The following is a 19,450-nucleotide window of genomic DNA, read 5'->3' on the forward strand; positions in this document are numbered from 1 at the left end:
CGAGCCGTTCCCTCTCGCCCCGAAAATCGCTGGCTGCGGGCGCGGGCGCTGGCTACGTCTCGGGGCAGGATGGCGAAGCTTCGTAAACGATATGTGTGCCAGGCCTGCGGCTCGATCAGCAGCCGCTGGCAGGGCCAGTGCAGCGACTGCTCCGAATGGAATAGCCTCGTCGAGGATGCGGGCGCGGTGGTGACGCCATTCGCAGCGCGGCACGACCTCAGGAGCGGCGGTCGTCCGGTCGCCCTGGTCGGTCTCGATGCGGAGGTTGAGCTTCCCGCCCGCACCAGCACCGGCATCGCGGAGTTCGACCGCGCATTGGGCGGCGGCCTCGTCGCCGGTTCGGCGACCCTGATCGGCGGCGATCCCGGCATCGGCAAGTCGACGCTTTTGCTCCAGGCGGCGGCGCGGATCGCTTCGCGCGGCCCGTCCGTCGCCTATATTTCAGGCGAGGAAGCCGCGGACCAGGTGCGCCTGCGCGCCCGCCGTCTCGGCCTCGGCAGCGCCCCTGTGCAGCTCGCCGCCGCCACTTCCGTGCGCGACATTCTGACGACGCTCGGCGACGCCCCTCCGGCTCTGGTCGTGATCGATTCGATCCAGACCATGCATTCCGACCTGATCGAGGGCGCCCCCGGCACCGTCAGCCAGGTCCGCGCCTCGGCGCAGGAGCTGATCCGCTTCGCCAAGGAGACCGGCGCCGCGCTCGTCCTGGTCGGCCACGTCACCAAGGACGGCAGCATCGCCGGCCCGCGCGTGCTCGAGCATATGGTCGACACCGTGCTGAGCTTCGAGGGCGAGCGCAGCCACCAATATCGCATCCTGCGCGCCGCCAAGAACCGCTTCGGCGGCACCGACGAGATCGGTGTCTTCGCCATGGTCGAGGAGGGCCTGACGGAGGTCGCCAATCCCTCGGCCCTGTTCCTCACCCACCGCGGCGAGGCGGTGGCGGGCGCAGTCGTCTTCCCTGCGCTTGAGGGGACGCGTCCGGTGCTGGTCGAGGTCCAGGCGCTGACCGTCCGCCTCGCCAGCGGCGCGACGCCGCGCCGGGCGGTAGTCGGCTGGGACAGCGGCCGGCTCGCCATGATCCTGGCGGTGCTGGAGGCGCGCTGCGGCCTCAGCTTCTCGACGGCCGAGGTCTATCTGAACGTCGCCGGCGGCTACCGGCTCAGCGACCCCGCCGCCGATCTGGCGGTCGCCGCCGCCCTGGTCTCCGCGCTCTCCGAGCGGCCCGTGCCGGCGGAAAGCGTCGCCTTCGGCGAAGTCGCCCTGTCCGGCGAGCTCCGCCCCGTCGCCCATGGCGCGCTGCGCCTCAAGGAATCCGCCAAGCTCGGCTTCGAGCGCGCGCTCGTGCCCTCCTCGCTCGCGTCGGATAAGAGCCCGCTTCGCCTCACCGGCTTTCGCACCCTCGCGCAACTCGTCGATCACCTGCTCGGCCGCTAGCCGCCACTTCCAACCCCTCAGTTCCTGGATTAGCACCTCCTCATGGGTTCGCTTACCGCTCTCGACATCATCGTCCTCCTGCTCGTCGGCGGCGGGCTCGTGCTCGGCTTCATGCGCGGCTTCATCGGCGAGGTGCTGTCGCTGCTCGCCTGGGTGGCGGCGATCGTCGCGCTCAAATTCTTCCACACGCCCGCAACGGCCGCGCTTTCCGGCGTCGGCACCGGCGCGGCCGTGCTCGCCTTCGCTCTGGTTTTCGGCATCGTCTTCATCGCCGGCAAGCTCATCGCCCGCCAGATCGGCACCGCCACGAAGCGTTCAGTGGTGGGTCCCTTCGACCGCGTCCTCGGCGCCGGCTTCGGCGCGCTGAAGGGGCTGATCCTCGCCACCCTGCTCTATCTCGCCGCGAGCCTCGTCTACGACACCATCTACGGCCGCAGCGCCGAGCGCCCGCAATGGATGGCGCAGTCCCGCACCTGGCCCCTGCTCAACGCCAGCGGCCGCGCCATAGTCGATTTCGTCGAGGCCCGCCGCACCCGCGAGCGCCGCGAGGCCGCGCAACCTTACCTCAGGAATGAAGCGGACGCCGCCCAGTGAGCGAGATCCGCCTCCACGACACGATGGCGCGGGAGAAGCGCGTCTTCACGCCCGCCGACCCAAGTCGCGTCACGATGTACGTCTGCGGCCCGACGGTCTACAATCGCGCCCATATCGGCAATGCGCGTCCTTATGTTGTCTTCGACGTGCTCGGCCGGCTGATCCGCCATCGCTACGGCGCCGACAGCCTCCTTTATGCCCGCAACTTCACCGACGTCGACGACAAGATCATCGATGCCGCACGGTCCGAAGGCGTCGACCCGTCATCGGTGACCGAACGGTACGAGCGGATCTTCCTGGACGACATGGCTGCGCTGGCGGTGCTGCCGCCGACGTTCATGCCTAGGGCGACCGAGCATATCGGCGAGATGATTGCGATGATCGCGCGTCTGATCGCCGCGGGCCACGCTTATGAAGCCGATGGCCACGTCCTCTTCGATGTGCCGTCCGATCCGGATTACGGCGCGCTCGGCCGGCGCGACCGCGACGCGATGATCGCCGGCGCGCGGGTGGATGTGGCATCCTACAAGAAGGATCCGGCCGATTTCGTCCTCTGGAAGCCGTCCGATCCGCAGGTGATCGGCTGGGACAGTCCGTGGGGGAGGGGACGCCCCGGCTGGCACATCGAATGCTCCGCCATGATCGAGCGTCATCTCGGCGAGACGATCGACATCCACGCCGGCGGCAACGACCTCATCTTCCCCCACCACGAGAATGAGCTCGCCCAGAGCCGCTGCGCGCATGGCGGCGCGCCGCTCGCCCGCTACTGGCTGCACAACGGCTTTCTTTCCATGGCCGGCAGCGAGAAGATGTCCAAGTCCCTCGGCAATGTCATGACGGTGGGCGAGCTGCTGGAGCAGGGACACAAGGGCGAGGTGCTTCGCTTCGCCTTGCTCTCGGCCCATTATCGTCAGCCGCTCGAATGGTCCTCGCAGCTGATTGCGCAGAGCAAGTCCACGCTGGACCGGCTCTACCGAAATGCCGGAGATGCGGGGGCAGGGGAGATCGACGCCGACGTGATCGATGCCCTTGCCGACGACCTCAACACACCGCTTGCCCTGTCGAGGCTGTCGGCGATCACCGATCCGGCTAGGCTTCGTGCGAGTGCGGGCCTGCTCGGCCTGCTCGGCGCGAGCCAGTCCGAATGGTTTCAGGGCGGCGCGGCCGACGATCGCATAGAATCCCTCATGGCCGCCCGCGCTGCTGCGAAGAAGGAACGCAATTTCGCCGAGGCCGATCGCATCCGCACCGAACTGGCGGAGGAAGGGATACTGCTCGAAGACGGCCCAACCGGCACCAGCTGGCGCCGGGCCTGAGCGACCTCGGTTATCCGCGGCACCAATGCATGCACTTGACTAGTAGGATCGAGGAGCATGGGGTGAACTTCATGGCGTTCCGTCCCTCCTCTCCGACCGACCTTGCTGATCTCGCGGCAGCTCTCCGCGCCAGGCCGACACGGTCCGGATGGCATGTGTCAGTTATGTCAGCTTCACCTCCGCACCATCGACTTTCACCCCGGCCTTACGCTGCCGACTCGGAGGGCGCCGGATGACCGCCGCCCTCTACAATCGCGATATCCTGCGTCTGGCCGCCTCGATCCCGCACCAGCACCGGCTGGAGCATCCGCAGGCCTCGGTGGAAAAGCGCTCCCCGACCTGCGGCAGCCGCGTAGCGATCGATGTCGTGCTGGACGAGGAGGGGCGGGTCGCCGAGCTCGGCCAGGAGGTGAAGGCCTGTGCGCTCGGCCAGGCATCGGCCGCCCTGCTGGGCGCCCATGCCGTCGGGCGGAGCGGCGGTGAGCTGGCGCGGGCGCGCGATGCGCTCGCCGAATTCCTCGATGGCCGCCGCGGCGATCCGGGCGACTGGCCGGGTCTCGACCTCCTCCGCCCCGCTCAGCCCTATAAGGCGCGCCATCCTTCGATCCTGCTTGCCTTCGACGCGGCTGCCGAGGCGGCGCGCGAGGCCGCGCGGGCGCGCCGCTGATGGAGCACGGTGCAGGCGCGGCGGCGATCGTCCTCCGGGACGGCGTCATCATGCTCGGGGTGGCGATGGCGTTCGTCACCCTTTTCCGCAGGCTCGGCCTTGGCGCGGTGCTCGGCTACCTCGTCGCCGGAGCGTTGATGGGCGCGCAGGGCCTCGGTCTCGTCGGCATCCCCGCTGAAGCAATCCTCGGCATTGCCGATCTCGGTATCGTCCTGCTGCTCTTCCTCGTCGGGCTGGAGCTGCACCCGAGCCGGCTCTGGCGCCTGAAGCGCGACATCTTCGGGCTAGGCCTGCTCCAGGTCGCGGTTGCCGGGCTTGTGCTTGCCGGCGTGGTCTATGTCGTGACCGGCTTCTCCGCTGCGGCGGCGCTCGCGATCGGGCTCCCGCTCGCCTTGTCCTCGACGGCGCAGGTCCTGCCGAGCCTGCGCTCCGACGGCTCCATCAACACCCCCACCGGCGAGCGCGCCTTTTCGGTCCTGCTATTCCAGGACCTCTCGATCGTGCCGCTGATCACGATCATCGCAGCGATGTCGCGCGCGGCGCCCGACCCGGCGGCACCTCCGGGCTGGGTGCTCGGCCTCTACACCGTCGGCGCCATCATCGGCCTCGTTCTGGCCGGCCGTTTCCTCATCAACCCCTTGTTCCAGATCGTCGGACGCGTCAGCGAGCGCGAATTGTTCGTGGTGGCGGGGCTCTTCACCGTGCTTGCCAGTGCGGCGGTGATGCAGTCGCTCCACCTTTCGACCGCGCTGGGCGCTTTCGTCGCCGGCGTGATGCTGGCCGATTCCCCCTACCGTCACGAGCTCGAGGTCGACATCGAACCGTTCCGTTCGATCCTCCTCGGCCTCTTCTTCGTCGCGGTGGGAATGATGCTGGACCTCAGCGCCGTGGCCGAGCGGCCGCTGTTCGTGATCGGCATGGCTGCGGCCTTGGTCGCCACCAAGGCGCTGGTGCTGTTCGGCCTCGCCAAGGCGTTCCGCATGGAGACGCGGCGCGCCGTCAAGCTCGGCCTGCTGCTGAGCCAGGGCGGCGAGTTCGCCTTCGTCCTGTTCGCCGCGGCGCAGGGTGCGCTGCTGATCGAGCCGGAGGCGGCGAGCCTGTTCAGCGCGATCGTCACGCTTTCCATGGCGACGACGCCGTTCCTGATGATGTTCAACGCCTGGTTCGACCGGCGCGCCCAGCTCGACGGTGGCAGGGACCTGGACGGGCCGGAGAAGTCCGACGAATCGAGCGCGATCGTGATCGGCTACGGCCGCTTCGGACAGACGGTGGCGCAGATGCTGTTGGCTAAGGGGATCAGCCTGACCCTCATCGATTCCAAGCCGAGCCAGATCGAGCTCGCCGGCACGTTCAACACGAAAGTCTATTATGGCGACGGCACCCGCCTCGACCTGCTTCGTGCCGCGGGGGCGGCCGAGGCGAAGGCACTCCTCTTCTGCATCGACGGAGATTCGCTGAACGCCAAGAAGATGGAACCGATCCTCGAGGCCTTCCCCCACGCCGCGGTCTATGTCCGCGCCTTCGACCGCCGCCAGCTGATCGCGCTCGCCGGCGTCGATCTCGCCGGCACCTACCGCGAGACCTTCGAATCCGCTGTCCACATGGGCCGCGACGCACTCAAATGCTTCTGCGTTTCGGAGGAGGAAGTGGGCCGGGTCGAGCGCGAGTTCCGCCGCCGCGATGCCGAGCGCCTTCGCGGCCAGAGCGCCTCGGGCGACCTCCACGATACCGAGCACCTGATGTTCCGCCCCGACCGCCCACTCCCCGACGACGAGAAGGCGGCGGAGCGGGAGCCGGGCTAGTGCCGTGCTTCCTCGTCGAGGAAGGCGATCACCTCTGCCGGCTCGACGGTCGCGTCGACAAAGGCGTCCCCGATGCCGCGCACCAGGATGAAGGGCAGTCTTCCCCCGGACCTTTTCTTGTCGCTCGCCATGTGGCCGACGAGCCGCTCGCCGGAGGCGTCGAGTCCCGCCTGAGCGAGACTGATCGGCAGTCCGACAGCGCCGAGATGGCGCTCGACCCGTTCGGCATCGGCCAGCGGGCAAAGGCCTCGGCGCGCCGAGAAGCGGAAGGCGAGTGCCATGCCGAGCGCCACCGCCTCGCCGTGGAGGAGCCGCTCGGAAAAGCCGGTCTCCGCCTCCAGCGCATGGCCGAACGTATGGCCGAGGTTGAGCAAGGCGCGGCGCCCGCTCGTCTCCCGCTCGTCCTCGGCGACGATCGCCGCCTTCATCCGCACGCCGGTCTCGATCGCATGCATCCGCGCCTCGGCATCGCCAGCGATGAGCGCAGCACCGTTCGCCTCGCACCATGCGAAGAAGGCCGGATCTCCGATCAACCCGTATTTCATGACCTCCGCATAGCCCGCCCGCAGTTCCCGCTCGGGGAGCGTCTCGAGCGTCGAGATGTCGATCAGCACCGTCGATGGCTGATGAAAGGCTCCGACCAGGTTCTTGCCGGCCCGGACATTGATCGCCGTCTTGCCGCCGACAGAGGAATCCACCTGCGCGAGCAAAGAGGTGGGCAGCGACACGTAGAAGCAGCCTCGCTTGAGGATGGCTGCCGCGAAACCCGTGAGGTCTCCGACCATCCCGCCGCCGAAGGCGACGACGTAGTCGCCGCGCTCCACCCCGAGCTCCACCAGATTGTCGATCAGCCGCGCGAGCATGTCCCAGCTCTTGCTGCTTTCGCCCGGCGGAAGCACGACCACGTCGGCCTTGAGCCCGCCGCTTCGCAATCCATCTCGCAGCCTTCCCCCCTGCGCAGAGGCGACATTCTCGTCGGTGACTACGATGAGACGGCCGTTTCTCGCGAACGGCGCCAGGAGCTCGCCGGCGCGGTCGAGCAGCCGCTCGCCGATTACGGCGGGGTATGCACGTGCGCCGAGCACGACCTCGACCTGTTTCACGACGGAGCCCCGCGCTCGGCGAGGCGCTGGATGATCGCCTCCACCGCCCGCTCGTGCGGGGCCGGCTGGCTGCGCACGTGAAGATGCGCCTCCGCATAGATCGGATTGCGTCGCAGCGAGAGCTCCTGGAGGAGCGGAACCGGCTCCCTGTCCCTCAGAAGCGGCCGATGGTCGCGGCGCGACACCCGCTCGGCGAGAATCTCGATATCGGCGTCGAGCCAGATGGCAATGCATCGCTCGAGGATCAGCCGCCGCGTCTGTTCGTGCAGGAACGCGCCGCCGCCCGTCGCAATCACCTTGGGCGGCCCGTCGATCAGCCGTGCGATCACCCGCCGCTCGCCGTCGCGGAAGCTGTCCTCGCCGAAGCGGTCGAAGATCTCGGAGATCTTGTGGTCGGCCGCCCGCTCGATCTCGTCGTCCGAATCGACGAAGTCCATGCCGAGCCGCTTCGCCAGCCGCCGGCCGACGGTCGATTTGCCGGCTCCCATCAGCCCCACCAGGACGATCGATCGGTCGATGCGAGGAAGCGCGGAGCCCATGCCGCGGGGGCTATACAGGGAGCCTCGGCGTGGGGCAAAAGGCCGCCATGCGTAGAACATCCAGCTTTGCTCCGGTCAGGCGGCGCCGGTCGCCCGTCCCGGTTCTTCTCCTGATACTGCTCCTGCTCATCATCGGCGGCATGGTCTATCTTTCCAACGTCGATACCGAGGTGCCGACCCAGCGCGTCGAGCAGGATGTCACGAATGCGGTCGGCAAATAAGCTCATCCTGCTGCTGAGCGGCGCGGCGGCGCTGGCCATGGCGATCCCCGCCATCGGCCAGCAGACGCCCGAATCGCTGTTGCCGCCCGGCTTCGGCGATCCCGATGCGCCGGAGCCGACGCCCGAGCCGACGAGCGAGCCCACGCCGGGCCCGACCGGCACCGCGACGCCCACGCCGGCGCCGCGCGGGGCCGTGCCGTTCGGGGGCGGCATCGAGGAATTCTCGCCCGAGGATCTCGCCGCGCTCGAGGAGCTGATCCCGACCGAGCCGCCGATCGAGATCCCGGACGCTTCCCGGCGTTCGGCAGATTTCGTCGGCGCGATAGACGAGGAATGGAGCCTCGGACCGGCAGCCTATGGCAATGCCAACGGCCGCTTCCTCTCCACCCTGATGCGTCGCCTCGACGCGCCCTTGCCGTCGCGCTGGGGCTCGATCCTGCTGCGCCGCGCCCTGCTGACGCCGACCCAGGCGCCAGCTTCCGTGAACCCGGTCGACTGGGTCGCCGAGCGCGCCTGGCTGCTGCTTCGCATGGGTGAAGCCGACGCCGCCCGGATGCTCGTCCAGGCGGTCGACGTCGACCAGTTCACGCCGAAGATGTTCGCGATCGCGGTCCAGACGGCGCTCGCCACCGCCGATCCCGCGGCTTTGTGCCCGCTCGTCGACCCGGGCCGGGAGACGTCGGACGAGCCGGTCTGGCCGCTCGCCGAAGCGATGTGCGCGTCGCTGTCCGGTGAGCCCGGCCAGTCGAGCACCCTGATCGACCAGGCCCGGCGCCGGAGCAGCCTCGATGCGATCGACATCGATCTCGCGGAGAAGGTGGTGGGCGCGGGCGCCAACACCCGGCGCGCCGTGACGATCGAGTGGGACGATGTCCCTTCGGTCAACAGCTGGCGCTTCGGTCTTGCCAGCGCCACCGGGCTCGAGATCCCGGCGCGGCTCCTCAACGGTGCCGGCCGTCATGTCCTCGCCTGGCAGGCACGCGCGCCGATGCTGCCGCTTGAGGAGCGTCTGGCGGCGTCCAACGTGGCCGCCTCCCTCGGCGTCTTCTCCAACCGCTCCCTGGTCGACATCTACAGCCTGCTGCTCGACACGACCGATCCGTCGGAGATCGCCGACTCTCTCGGCAACAGGCTGCGCGTGGCCTACACCGCGCGCAATCCTGCGGCGCGCCTCGCCGAGATGCGCCGGCTCTGGGACGATGCCGGAGAGAATGCTGATGATCGGCACGCACGGCTGATCCTCACCGCCAGCGCTGCCGCGCGGATTCCTGCCGCCGCGCAATTCTCGGAGGACGCGCCGCGGCTGATCGCCTCAATGCTCACTGCCGGTTTTGACGAGCGCGCCGCGCGCTGGTCGAACGTCGTTGGTGGCATGGATGAGGGCCGCAGGGCCGACCGCGCCTGGGCGATGCTCGCGCTGGCCTCGCCGCGGCCAAGCGTGGAGATCAGCGCCGGACGAATCGAAACCTTCCAGGGCAGCGACGAGAGCGAGGATACGCATGCGACCAAGCTGCTCGTCGCGGCGCTTGCCGGCCTAGGCCGGATCGACGCCAACACTGCCAACGGCCTTGCGCAGGATCTCGGCATCCAGCTCGGCGCCCAGAACGGCTGGACCCGCGCCCTGGCGCGCGCCGCCGAGACTGGTCAGCCGGGGACGGTCGCGCTGCTCGCCGGCATCGGCATGCAGACCGGCGACTGGCGCGGCGTGCCGCCCTCCCACCTCTACCAGGTCGTCCGCGCCCTCTCTCGCGTCGGTCTCCAATATGAAGCGAGGATGATCGCGGCCGAGGCGATCGCCCGGCTGTGACCGCAGCGGGAGAGGATCGCCAGCTTATCGGCGCGTTCCTCGAGATGATGGCGGCCGAAGCCGGGGCGGCGCGGAACACTTTGCTCGCCTACGAACGCGACCTCCGCGGCGCCTCCGAACTGCTGGGGGGCGGTCTCGCCGCCGCGTCGGAGGAGAAGCTCGGCTCGCTTGCGGAGGCGTGGCGGGATCTGAAGCGGGCAAGTGTCGCCAGGAAATCCGCAGCGCTGCGCCGCTTCTTTGCCTTTCTGAACGACGAGGGAATGCGCCCGGACGATCCTTCCGCCGGGTTGCCGCGACCGGCAAGCGAGCGGTCGCTGCCCAAGGTGCTGGACCACTCCGCGGTCGACAAGCTCTTCGCCGAGATCGAGCGCCGAAAGCTTGAAACCGAGAGTGCCGCGACGCTGCGCATGGCGGCTCTGATCGAGCTTCTCTACGGATCGGGCCTGCGGGCGACCGAGCTCGTGTCGCTCCCGCGCAACGCGATTTCTCCCGACAAGCCGTATCTCTTCCTGCGCGGCAAAGGCGGCAAGGAGCGGCTGGTGCCGATCTCCGACCGCGCTCGCGCCGCCGTCGCCGAATGGGCGGAGCTCGTGCCGAAGGACTCGCTCTGGCTGTTCCCGTCGGGGAAGAAGCATCTCAGCCGCGTCCGCCTCTATCAGCTGGTGAAGGAGCTCGCCGCCTCGGCCGGCATCCCGCCCGAGCGGATCAGCCCTCACGTGCTCCGTCATGCGTTCGCGACCCACCTGCTTGAGGGCGGCGCCGATCTTCGCGCGCTCCAGATGCTGCTCGGCCATGCCGATATCGCGACCACCCAGATCTACACTCATGTCGACTCGCGGCGACTTATCGAGCTGGTGAACAGCCGGCACCCCCTCGTTGACGCCAAGTCCGGGCGGCCCTAACCCGCGCCTCGCATGGCGACTTTCCTCGATTTCGAAAAACCTTTGGCCGAGCTCGACGCGCGCGTCGCCGAGCTGCGGGAGACCGCCGACGCGGGCTCGCTCAACATCGATGCCGAGATCGAGAAGCTCCAGGCCAAGTCCGACCGGATGCTACGCGACACTTATGCGCGGCTGACCCCGTGGCAAAAGACGCAGGTCGCCCGTCATCCGGAGCGGCCGCACTTCAAGGATTATGTGGCCGGCCTCATAGAGGATTTCGTGCCGCTATCGGGCGACCGCAACTTCGCCGAGGACCAAGCGATCGTCGGTGGTCTCGGTAAGCTTGGCGGCCGCAGGATCATGCTGATCGGCCATGAGAAAGGCGACGACACCGCCAGCCGCCTGAAGCACAATTTCGGAATGGCCAAGCCCGAAGGCTATCGCAAGGCGATCCGCCTGATGCAGCTGGCCGATCGGTTCGGTCTGCCGGTGGTGACCCTGGTCGATACGCCCGGCGCCTTCCCCGGTGTGCAGGCGGAGGAGCGTGGCCAGGCGGAAGCGATCGCGCGCTCGACCGAGCAGTGCCTGTCGCTCTCCGTGCCGCTCATTGCCGCGGTGGTGGGAGAGGGGGGCTCCGGCGGGGCGATTGCCCTCGCTGCCGCCAACCGCGTGCTGATGCTGGAGCATTCCGTCTATGCCGTCATCTCGCCCGAGGGCTGCGCGTCCATATTGTGGCGCACCGCCGACCGAGCCGCCGATGCGGCCGAGGCGATGCGCGTCACCGCGGACCACCTCAAGCAGCTCGGCGTGGTTGATCGCATCGTCTCCGAACCGGTCGGCGGCGCCCATCGCAGTCCTAACGAGGCGATCCGCATGCTCGGCGATGCGATCTCGGAAGAGTTGCAAGGCTTCGGAAGCAAGACGGGCGACGAAATCCGCCGCGAGCGCCGGGCCAAGTTCCTCGCCATCGGCTAGGCGGGCCCGTCTACCGCGCTGAAAAGAATTCGGGCGGCGGAATCGATGTCCCGCCGCCCGCGCCCTAGCCGATCCTTTCGGATCAACGTGAAGGCTTAGCCTTCCATCGCGTCCGACACGTTGTTGAACGTGTTGCCGATGCTCTCACCCAGGCCCGTCATCGCGGTAACCGCGGCGACGGCGATGAGCGCGGCGATCAGGCCGTACTCGATGGCGGTGGCACCCTTCTCGTCCTTGATCAGCTTGAAAAACTTCAGCATTTCCGGTCTCCTGTTCCACGTTTGGAAGTCCACACTTCCATGCCCCCTCTCAAAGAATTAGCTGAGGCGGACCTTTCGATTCCTATGGGAGAGACGTTGCCAAAAGCTTAAGCTCCCTCGCATCGGATCGAAACTTATGAATTCTCCTGCACAGTGTTCGACACGTTGTTCCACATGCCTGTGGTTGTATCAGCAAATCTGTTAAGTGCGGCGACCATGGCGATGACGATCAGCGAGCAGATCAGACCATATTCAATGGCCGTCGCCCCGCGCTCGTCCCGCCTTATTCTTTTGAGCAGCCGCATCATTTCTTTTGCCCCTCAGCGAACAGTGCAGTTCTCCTGCTTGAACGATGAAATATCCCTCAACTTCTTAACAAATGCCTACCTGGGAGCGATGAAGTGGAAAAAAGTCCGACGCTGCTGGTCGTGGCCGGCGCGCTCGTCGACGCGGCGGGCAGGGTACTGCTTCAGCAGCGGGCGCCAGGGCGGCAAATGGCGGGACTGTGGGAGTTTCCGGGCGGAAAGGTCGAGCCAGGCGAGCGCCCGGAGGCGGCGCTGGTCCGCGAGTTGAAGGAGGAGCTCGGCATCGATGTCGATGCCGCCTCGCTCGTCCCGGCCGCCTTTGCCAGCGCGCCGCTCGGTGAGCGGCATCTGGTCCTGCTCCTCTATCTTTGCCGAGGGTGGCGCGGAGAGCCGCGGGCCCTCGATGCCAACGCGCTCAAGTGGCTGAGGCCGAACGAAATGGTTCCGGCTGAAATGCCGCCCGCCGACGCGCCCCTGATCCCGCTGCTGGAGGCGCTCATCTGATTCCGGAGGGCGGCGGCAGGGTGTGGGCGAGCGATGCCGTCGCGCTGCCGCGGCGGGCGGGACGCGGCTGATCGGGCGAGGGCGCCCAGCCCGAGACGTGGATGATGTCAAAATGTTCGACAGTTTTGCCGTCCGACTCGGCAGCGGCAGCGAAATCCGCCGCCGCCGCAGCGAGCCCGGAGCGTCCGATCGGCCGCCGCGAGCGCGAGGCGAGGACGTTGGTGGCGCCCATCCGCCGCAAATCGGCGATCAGCGCGAAGAGGTGTGGAAAGCGGACGTCGATCCGCGCCGAATCCGCCACCGGCAGCGCGAACCCCGCTCTGGCGAGGAGGTCGCCCGCTGCCCGCACGTCGATCTGGGGATGAATGCGGGGGGAGGCGCCATCGCCGAGGGCGTCTGCGGCGAGCATGGCGGCGCGAAGACGCGGCAGGCTTCCTGCTCCAGCAAAAGCGCCGAGGAAGAGGCCGTCCGGCCGCAGCACGCGGCGGATCAGGGTCAGCGCGCCGGGCAGGTCGTTGACGCTGTCAAGCACGCCGACGGAAACGATGAGGTCGAAGGAGCCGTCGGCAAAGGGAAGCTGGTCTTCGTCGCAGACGATCCCGTTCGCCTGGCGTGCGAACAGCAATCCGGGATCGGCGGAAACCACTTCGAGACCCCGTGCGCGGAGTTGATCGCTGAGAAGGCCGCCGGCGCAGCCAAGGTCGAGCGCCTGCGTGAAGCTGCGCGTCACCGAGTCCAATCGGTCGAGCAGGTCCTCGGCGGCATGGCGATAGAGGTAATCCGCTTCGCCGAACCTAGGCGCTGCCCGGTCGCGGCGGCGGCGGCGCAGGCGGCGATCGAAGGGCGTGTCCATCGTCGAGGCTTGTGCCGCCCCGCCCTCTGACCGACAAGAGATGGATGCAGGTCGCCATGCAGATCGCGCGGGGCGCGGTTCGCCAGGTCGTCGATTTCGCGCTGCCGCCACGCTGCCCCGGCTGCGGGCTGGTGGTCGAGGATGCGCATCGCTTCTGCCTCGATTGCTGGCAGGCGCTCGTCTTCCTTGCCGAGCCCTGCTGCGTGCGCTGCGGGCTGCCTTTCGAATATGATGGCGGCAGTGACGCGGAGTGCGCGGCGTGCATGGCGCACGCTCCCGCATTTGACCGGCTGCGCTCGGCGGTCGCTTATGGCGAGATCGCGCGGAAGGTGGCGCTGAAGCTGAAATATAGCGGCCGTCCCGCCGTCGCCGAAACGCTCGCCCATTTCATGCGGCGCCACCTCGATGGCGATGCGGCAGATGCCTTGCTCGTGCCTGTGCCGCTCCACCGCTGGCGGATCTGGAAGCGCGGCTACAATCAATCGGCCCTGATTGCCTCTGCTCTGTCCCGCCGGAGCGGCATTCCCGTAGATCTTGCTCTGATTGATCGAGTGAAGGCGACGCCGCCGCTCAAGGGCCTCGGCCGGGCCGAGCGGGCGCTCGCGATGCGCGGCGCCTTCCGGATGAACGATGCCGCGAAAGCGCGTGCCCGGGATCGGACCGTCATCCTGATCGACGACGTCTACACGAGCGGCGCCACCGCCAATGCCTGCGCCAAGGTCCTGAAACGGGGAGGCGCGGCGCGCGTGAACATTCTGACCTGGGCGCGTGTTGTTCGCGAGCATTGACAAAGAAGCGGCCGGTCCGCACGTCCGCAACAACACTGGAGCTCCCCGATGGCCCGCATCGAGATCTATACCAAGTTCCTCTGCCCTTATTGCGCCCGCGCCAAGCGCCTGCTCGGCGAGAAGGGGGTGCAGTTCGAGGAATATGACATCACCATGGGCGGCGAGAAGCGTGCCGAGATGCTGAGCCGTGCCAACGGCCGCACGACGGTGCCGCAGATCTTCATCAACGATCATCATGTCGGCGGGTCCGACGACCTCCATGCCCTCGACCGCGAAGGCCGGCTCGACCCGCTGCTCGCAGGCTAGATGCGCATAGCCCTCTACCAGGCGACGACCGGCATCGATCCGGAGCGGAACGCGCGCGACCTTGTCGGCGCCGTCGAGCAGGCGAGCGCGGGCGGCGCGGAGATCCTATTCACGCCCGAGATGAGCGGCCTGCTCGACCGCGATCGCGAGCGTGCTTCCGCTCATCTGAGAAGCGAGGCCGACGACCCGGTCCTTGCCGGCATACGCGATGCGGCGGCACGAGCGGGCATCTGGGTCCATCTCGGTTCGCTTGCCCTCGCCGGGGAACGGGACGACGGGCGGCTGGTCAATCGCGGCTTCCTGATCGATGATGAGGGCCGGATCCGCGCCCGCTACGACAAGATGCATCTGTTCGACGTCGATCTTCCGACCGGCGAGAGCTGGCGCGAATCCGCGGCTTATGCGCCGGGCGAGCGGGCGGTGGTGGCGGAAAGCCCGGCCGGCAGGCTCGGCCTCTCCGTCTGCTACGATCTCCGCTTCCCGGACCTCTACCGGACGCTCACCGACGCAGGAGCGACGATCGTCGCGGTGCCCGCTGCCTTCACCGTGCCGACCGGCCAGGCCCATTGGCATATTCTGCTTCGCGCCCGCGCGATCGAGGCCGGTGCCTTCGTCGTCGCGGCGGCGCAGGTGGGACGGCATGAGGACGGGCGCGAGACGTACGGCCATTCGCTGGTCATCGACCCGTGGGGCCGCGTACTGCTCGACATGGTCAGCGAGCGGGGCGTCGGCTTCGCCGACCTGGACCTTGCCGAGGTCGAGGCGGTCCGCAGCCGCTTGCCCGCCATCCGCCACCGCCGGCCCATTCCCGCCGCCGAGCTGACATGATCGTCTTCGATCTGAAGTGCGGTGCCGGCCACGTGTTCGAGGCGTGGTTCGGCAAGAGCGAGGATTATGAGGACCAGTCCCGGCGCGGCCTGATCGAGTGCCCCCTCTGCGGCGACAAAGAGGTCGGCAAGGCTGTGATGGCCCCCGCCGTCGCCGCGAAGGGCAACCAGTCGGCCGCCACGCCGCAGCCCGAGCAGATGAAGCAGATGCTCGCCGCCATGGCCGCCGCGCAGAAGGAGATGCTCCAGCGCTCCTCCTGGGTGGGCGAGCGCTTCGCGGACGAGGCGCGGGCGATCCACCTCGGCGAGGCCGATGCGCGCGCGATCCACGGCAAGGCGACCAAGGCCGAAGCCGAGCAGCTCGCCGACGAAGGCATCCCCGTCTCGCCTTTGCCGTTCCCGGTGGCGGAGCCGGGCGAGGAGAATTGACCCGCAGGGCGGGGCGCCGTAACTCGGTCGGCGGTGGCTGGCCCCGTAGCTCAGCAGGATAGAGCATCAGATTCCTAATCTGAGGGCCACAGGTTCGAATCCTGTCGGGGTCACCACCTCCTTCGCCGCCGGTTGCATATTCGCCGCGCCGCCTTAGGCTTTTGGGCGAACGCAAAGGGGCGCTTATGAAGCTTTACATGATCATGATCGCCGGGGCGGCGGTGCTGCCTGCCGGGGCGGCGGCGCAGGAGGGGAAGCCGGTGGCGCCGGTCGTGGCCTCGGTCCTCGATTGCCGCGGGCAGACGGAGGCCGAAGCGCGGCTTCGTTGCTTCGATCAGGCCACTTCCGCGCTCGACCAGGCGGTCCGGAGCGGCGGCCTTGTCGCGCTCGACCGAAATGCGGTGCGGACGACGCGCCGGTCGCTGTTCGGCTTCAACGTCAATCTTCCTTTCTTCGGCGGCGGAGAAAAGGCGGAGGACGAGCCGGAGGAGGCGAAGCAGATCGATGCGGTGGTGAGGTCGGCCCGCGCCGCCGGCTTCGAGAACTGGCAGCTGGAGCTCGACACCGGGGCGGTCTGGCAGACGACGGAGGCGACGCCGAAGCTCGGCATGCCGCGCACCGGCGACAAGGTGACGATCCGCAAGAGCGCCGCCGGCGGCTATATGCTGGACTATGCCCAGCGGCGCATCCGCGCCAAGCGGGTGCGCTGATGGCGGCGCCCGACGAACCGGTCGACGGCGATCTCGTCCGCCGCGCGCCCAAGATCCCGGTGCCGGACGATGTCGCCGATGCGGTGCGCACGCTGATCCGCTGGGCGGGGGACGATCCCACGCGCGAGGGACTGCTCGACACGCCGGCCCGGGTCGCCCGGGCCTGGCGCGAATATGCCCGCGGCTATGAGGAGGATCCCTCCCACCATCTCAGCCGGACCTTCGAGGAGGTGGGCGGCTATGACGAGATCGTGCTGCTGAAGGACATACCGTTCCAGTCGCATTGCGAGCACCATATGGCGCCGATCATCGGCAAGGCCGCGATCGCCTACCTCCCAAGTGAGCGCGTCGTCGGCATCTCCAAGCTTGCCCGCGTCCTCCACGGCTTTGCCCGTCGGTTGCAGGTTCAGGAACGGCTGACCGCGCAGGTCGCCGACTGCATCTGGGAGCATCTGGAGCCGCAGGGCGTGGCGGTGGTGATCGAAGCGACGCATGCCTGCATGACGGCGCGCGGCGTCCACACGCCCGGCGTGATGATGAGCACAAGCCGGATGATGGGCGTGTTCCGCAGCGACGAGCGCAGCCGCCGCGAGGTGCTGGCGCTGATGGGCTATTGAGCCGGCGAAGTTGGCAAAGTTGCAACGAAAACGGGAAAATTTCGGCTTCTCATCAAGCGAATCTGTAGCCCGTGATGCCCGGGACTGCTTGCTTCAACATCTTCAAAGAACCGGCCCGGTGAGCGGGACAGCTTGATGCTATCCTGATTCGGAGCCTGTAGGAAAGCGCGGAAAAGGGGCTGAGCGATGCAGAGTGAGGAGGGGCGGACGCCGCTAAGGCGGGTCGTGACCGCGAGCATGATCGGCACCACCATCGAGTGGTACGACTTCTTCCTCTACGGCTCGGCGGCGGCGCTGGTCTTCAACAAGCTGTTCTTCCCGTCCTACGATCCGATGATCGGGACGCTGCTCGCTTTCGGCACCTATGCGGTGGGCTTCGTAGCGCGGCCGGTCGGCGGGATCGTGTTCGGCCATTATGGCGACCGGATTGGGCGCAAGCGGCTGCTGATGCTGAGCCTGATCCTGATGGGCGTGGCGACGGTGCTGATCGGGCTGCTTCCGACATATGCGCAGATCGGCGTCTGGGCGCCGATCGGTCTGATCCTGCTCCGCCTCGTCCAGGGCTTTGCCGTGGGCGGCGAGTGGGGCGGGGCGGTGCTGATGGCGGCTGAGCATGGCGACAGCGCGCGGCGCGGCTTCTGGGCGAGTTGGCCGCAGGCGGGCGTCGCCGCCGGGAGCCTGCTCTCCGCGGGCGTGCTGGCGCTGATGGCGGGGATGCAGAGTGAGGCGGACTTCCTCGCCTGGGGCTGGCGGGTGCCCTTCCTGCTGTCGGCTTTGCTGGTCGTGGTCGGCTGGTATATCCGCAACCGCGTGTCGGAGAGCCCGATGTTCGAGGCTGCGCTCGAGGAGGCGGAGGCGCCGCCCAAGCTGCCGGCGATGGACGTGATCCGCGAGCGCCCGAAGGCGATCCTGCTCGGCGCGGGCCTCCGCGTCGGCGAGAACATCTCCTATTACATCCTCACCGTCTTCTCGCTCACCTATCTGGTCGACGTGGCGGCGGAGACGCGGAGCACGGCGCTCAATGCGCTGCTGATCGGCGCGGCGGTGCAGTTCTTCGCCATCCCGCTCTTCGCTTTGCTGTCCGACCGGATCGGGCGCCGGCCGGTCTATGCGGCGGGCGGGCTCGGCCTCGCCGCCTGGAGCTTCGTCATGTTCGGCCTGCTCGGCAGCGGCAGCAGCGGCGCGATCGTGCTGGCGATCGTGGTCGGCCTCGTCCTACACAGCGCGATGTACGGCCCGCAGGCCGCCTTCATTACCGAGCTCTTCCCGACCCGCATCCGCTATTCGGGCGTGTCGATCGCCTACCAGCTCACCTCGATCGTCGCCGGCTCACTGGCGCCAATCATCGCGCTGACGCTCTACCAAGCGTATGATTCGCCACTCCCGGTGGCGATCTATGTCGGCGTCGCCTGCGCAATCAGCGGCGTGACTGCCTTGCTAGCGCGGGAGACGAGGGGGGTGGAGTTGGCGCGGATAAGGTGAATGCTCGCTAGTTCTGCGCCGCCTCCGGCTATCGCTCGCTATATGTCTTGAGCGCGTGGTCCGCGTCAAAGGCACGCACGTCGCACAATGCAGGCGATCATGAAACCGAGATATGCAAGGACTAGGAACGTGAGCGGCACGTAAAAAATGAGCGCGACGAGCTTTTGCCAAGCTTTCAGGGACAGCAGCAATATTCCGACGCCTCCCGCCGCAGCCGTGACAATAAGCCAAGGCAGTCCGATGTTTTGCGTGTGCGGGAACCAGTCGTGCCACGGCGGAATGGCCAAGAGGATGATGCTGGCGGCTGGCAGCAGAAAAGCCAAGCCGAGTGCCAGCTGGTGCCTCGAGAGCTTCATGGTCTAGGGCCTGTCGCCCCAATGCCGCAGCAAAGTCTGGTGGCAATATTGGAGCCTGGCGAGGTGGTCGGGCTTCATGTCGAGGCCGGCGAGGGCGGCGACTTCGTTCAGTTCGTAGAGCATCTCGCGGTGGAAGGAGTCGGCGACGCGGCTCTGGATGAAGGTGATGGCGACGAGGCGCTCGCCCGAGGTCACCGCCTCGACCTCGTGGAAGGTGCTGGAGGGGTAGAGGATGGCGTGGCCGGGGGCGAGACGGAAGCGGACCTCGCGATTGCCGAGATGGATCAGGAGGGCGCCGCCTTCGTAGTCGGCGGGATCGTTGAGGAAGATCGTCGCACTGATGTCGGAGCGGAGCGTCGCCTGGCCGAGATGGATATAGGCCATGTCGTGATGCGCGCCGTAGCGCATGCCGCTGGTGTAGCGGGTCATCATCGGCGGCGCGATCGCGGCGGGGAGGACGAAATTGTTGAAATCCTCATGCTCGCGCATCGCCTGCATGATGATCTGCGCTGAGCGCTGATAGGCGGTGGGATCGTGGAGCTGGAGGTTCTGCTTCACCTTGGAATGGGGATTGCTGATCTTGCCGTCGACGAACTGGGCGGCGGCGGCGATGCGCCTGAGCTCCGCCACCTCCTGGGCATTGAGCAGATCGATTTCCCTGAACATGCCTG

At 67.7% G+C, this 19,450-nt stretch carries 24 protein-coding genes and 1 tRNA gene; 18 read left to right on the top strand and 7 right to left on the bottom strand.

Translation table 11 applies throughout. The features are described from left to right. The first annotated feature begins 69 nt into the window (after positions 1-69). From radA to AC5JBD_RS14200, 5 genes are all read left to right on the top strand, one after another. Complete coding sequence (radA, locus tag AC5JBD_RS14180; RefSeq protein ID WP_495722464.1) at positions 70-1,437, top strand: DNA repair protein RadA; 1,368 nt, start codon at positions 70-72, stop codon at positions 1,435-1,437. A gap of 42 nt (positions 1,438-1,479) precedes the next feature. Beyond that, positions 1,480-2,031, top strand: coding sequence for a CvpA family protein (locus AC5JBD_RS14185; protein WP_495722465.1), 552 nt, complete (start codon positions 1,480-1,482; stop codon positions 2,029-2,031). Next, positions 2,028-3,347 (top strand): cysteine--tRNA ligase, encoded by a 1,320-nt coding sequence (gene cysS, locus AC5JBD_RS14190; protein WP_495722466.1) that lies wholly within the window; start codon positions 2,028-2,030, stop codon positions 3,345-3,347. Before AC5JBD_RS14185 ends, cysS begins: the two co-directional genes overlap by 4 nt. A 232-nt stretch (positions 3,348-3,579) precedes the next feature. Then, on the top strand, positions 3,580-4,014 hold the full coding sequence (locus tag AC5JBD_RS14195) for an iron-sulfur cluster assembly scaffold protein (RefSeq protein ID WP_495722467.1): 435 nt from the start codon (positions 3,580-3,582) through the stop codon (positions 4,012-4,014). After that, entirely contained in the window at positions 4,014-5,816 is a 1,803-nt protein-coding gene (locus tag AC5JBD_RS14200) for a cation:proton antiporter domain-containing protein (protein ID WP_495722468.1), read from the top strand. Before AC5JBD_RS14195 ends, AC5JBD_RS14200 begins: the two co-directional genes overlap by 1 nt. Here the strand turns inward: AC5JBD_RS14200 and aroB are convergent. Together aroB and AC5JBD_RS14210 are read right to left on the bottom strand one after the other, a co-directional pair. Continuing rightward, positions 5,813-6,919 carry a 3-dehydroquinate synthase gene (aroB, locus tag AC5JBD_RS14205; RefSeq protein WP_495722469.1) on the bottom strand — a complete coding sequence of 369 codons (1,107 nt, stop codon included), beginning with the start codon at positions 6,917-6,919 and terminating at the stop codon, positions 5,813-5,815. The genes AC5JBD_RS14200 and aroB overlap by 4 nt on opposite strands. Next, positions 6,916-7,458 (bottom strand): shikimate kinase, encoded by a 543-nt coding sequence (locus AC5JBD_RS14210; RefSeq protein WP_495722470.1) that lies wholly within the window; start codon positions 7,456-7,458, stop codon positions 6,916-6,918. The genes aroB and AC5JBD_RS14210 overlap by 4 nt, the downstream gene beginning before the upstream one ends. 47 nt (positions 7,459-7,505) lie before the next feature. Here AC5JBD_RS14210 and AC5JBD_RS14215 point away from each other — a divergent pair, with 47 nt between their 5' ends. From AC5JBD_RS14215 to AC5JBD_RS14230, 4 genes are read left to right on the top strand one after another with little or no spacing between them, the layout of a single operon-like run. Next, a complete protein-coding gene (locus tag AC5JBD_RS14215) occupies positions 7,506-7,679 on the top strand; it encodes a hypothetical protein (RefSeq protein ID WP_495722471.1) in 174 nt (57 codons plus the stop codon). Continuing rightward, positions 7,663-9,486: a hypothetical protein gene (locus AC5JBD_RS14220; protein WP_495722472.1), complete on the top strand. Its 1,824-nt coding sequence runs from the start codon at positions 7,663-7,665 to the stop codon at positions 9,484-9,486. Before AC5JBD_RS14215 ends, AC5JBD_RS14220 begins: the two co-directional genes overlap by 17 nt. A 44-nt stretch (positions 9,487-9,530) precedes the next feature. Further along, the gene (locus AC5JBD_RS14225) at positions 9,531-10,388 is read left to right on the top strand and encodes a tyrosine recombinase (protein ID WP_495722754.1); all 858 of its coding nucleotides are present in this window, start codon (positions 9,531-9,533) and stop codon (positions 10,386-10,388) included. Positions 10,389-10,400: 12 nt separating this feature from the next. Then, on the top strand, positions 10,401-11,342 hold the full coding sequence (locus tag AC5JBD_RS14230) for an acetyl-CoA carboxylase carboxyltransferase subunit alpha (RefSeq protein WP_495722473.1): 942 nt from the start codon (positions 10,401-10,403) through the stop codon (positions 11,340-11,342). A 95-nt stretch (positions 11,343-11,437) separates the two neighbouring features. On the opposite strand, the gene AC5JBD_RS14235 is transcribed toward AC5JBD_RS14230, so the two are convergent. Further along, positions 11,438-11,599, bottom strand: coding sequence for a Flp family type IVb pilin (locus tag AC5JBD_RS14235; protein WP_495722755.1), 162 nt, complete (start codon positions 11,597-11,599; stop codon positions 11,438-11,440). Between the two features lie 137 nt (positions 11,600-11,736). Then, positions 11,737-11,910, bottom strand: a complete 174-nt coding sequence (locus AC5JBD_RS14240) for a Flp family type IVb pilin (RefSeq protein WP_495722474.1) — start codon at positions 11,908-11,910, stop codon at positions 11,737-11,739. 93 nt (positions 11,911-12,003) lie between these two features. On the opposite strand from AC5JBD_RS14240, the gene AC5JBD_RS14245 reads away from it, so the two are divergent. Next, complete coding sequence (locus tag AC5JBD_RS14245) at positions 12,004-12,411, top strand: (deoxy)nucleoside triphosphate pyrophosphohydrolase (protein ID WP_495722475.1); 408 nt, start codon at positions 12,004-12,006, stop codon at positions 12,409-12,411. Here AC5JBD_RS14245 and AC5JBD_RS14250 read toward each other — a convergent pair. Then, complete coding sequence (locus AC5JBD_RS14250; protein ID WP_495722476.1) at positions 12,404-13,264, bottom strand: methyltransferase domain-containing protein; 861 nt, start codon at positions 13,262-13,264, stop codon at positions 12,404-12,406. The genes AC5JBD_RS14245 and AC5JBD_RS14250 overlap by 8 nt on opposite strands. Before the next feature lie 44 nt (positions 13,265-13,308). Between AC5JBD_RS14250 and AC5JBD_RS14255 the strand changes: the two genes are divergently transcribed. From AC5JBD_RS14255 to AC5JBD_RS14290, 8 genes are all read left to right on the top strand, one after another. Next, positions 13,309-14,052, top strand: a complete 744-nt coding sequence (locus tag AC5JBD_RS14255; RefSeq protein WP_495722477.1) for a double zinc ribbon domain-containing protein — start codon at positions 13,309-13,311, stop codon at positions 14,050-14,052. Between the two features lie 48 nt (positions 14,053-14,100). Beyond that, a complete protein-coding gene (gene grxC, locus AC5JBD_RS14260) occupies positions 14,101-14,358 on the top strand; it encodes a glutaredoxin 3 (RefSeq protein WP_495722478.1) in 258 nt (85 codons plus the stop codon). Next, complete coding sequence (locus tag AC5JBD_RS14265) at positions 14,359-15,186, top strand: carbon-nitrogen hydrolase family protein (RefSeq protein ID WP_495722479.1); 828 nt, start codon at positions 14,359-14,361, stop codon at positions 15,184-15,186. Then, a complete protein-coding gene (locus AC5JBD_RS14270; RefSeq protein WP_495722480.1) occupies positions 15,183-15,614 on the top strand; it encodes a DUF1178 family protein in 432 nt (143 codons plus the stop codon). The genes AC5JBD_RS14265 and AC5JBD_RS14270 overlap by 4 nt, the downstream gene beginning before the upstream one ends. A 39-nt stretch (positions 15,615-15,653) precedes the next feature. Further along, positions 15,654-15,730: transfer RNA gene (locus AC5JBD_RS14275), tRNA-Arg, on the top strand. A gap of 69 nt (positions 15,731-15,799) precedes the next feature. Beyond that, a complete protein-coding gene (locus AC5JBD_RS14280; RefSeq protein WP_495722481.1) occupies positions 15,800-16,324 on the top strand; it encodes a hypothetical protein in 525 nt (174 codons plus the stop codon). After that, entirely contained in the window at positions 16,324-16,941 is a 618-nt protein-coding gene (folE, locus tag AC5JBD_RS14285) for a GTP cyclohydrolase I FolE (RefSeq protein ID WP_495722482.1), read from the top strand. The genes AC5JBD_RS14280 and folE overlap by 1 nt, the downstream gene beginning before the upstream one ends. Positions 16,942-17,127: 186 nt before the next feature. Then, complete coding sequence (locus AC5JBD_RS14290) at positions 17,128-18,423, top strand: MFS transporter (RefSeq protein WP_495722483.1); 1,296 nt, start codon at positions 17,128-17,130, stop codon at positions 18,421-18,423. A 65-nt stretch (positions 18,424-18,488) separates the two neighbouring features. On the opposite strand, the gene AC5JBD_RS14295 is transcribed toward AC5JBD_RS14290, so the two are convergent. Continuing rightward, a complete protein-coding gene (locus tag AC5JBD_RS14295) occupies positions 18,489-18,779 on the bottom strand; it encodes a hypothetical protein (RefSeq protein ID WP_495722484.1) in 291 nt (96 codons plus the stop codon). A 3-nt stretch (positions 18,780-18,782) separates the two neighbouring features. Next, positions 18,783-19,445, bottom strand: coding sequence for a Fe2+-dependent dioxygenase (locus tag AC5JBD_RS14300; RefSeq protein ID WP_495722485.1), 663 nt, complete (start codon positions 19,443-19,445; stop codon positions 18,783-18,785). Between the last annotated feature and the right edge of the window lie 5 nt (positions 19,446-19,450).

The organism is Allosphingosinicella sp., assembly GCF_059502505.1.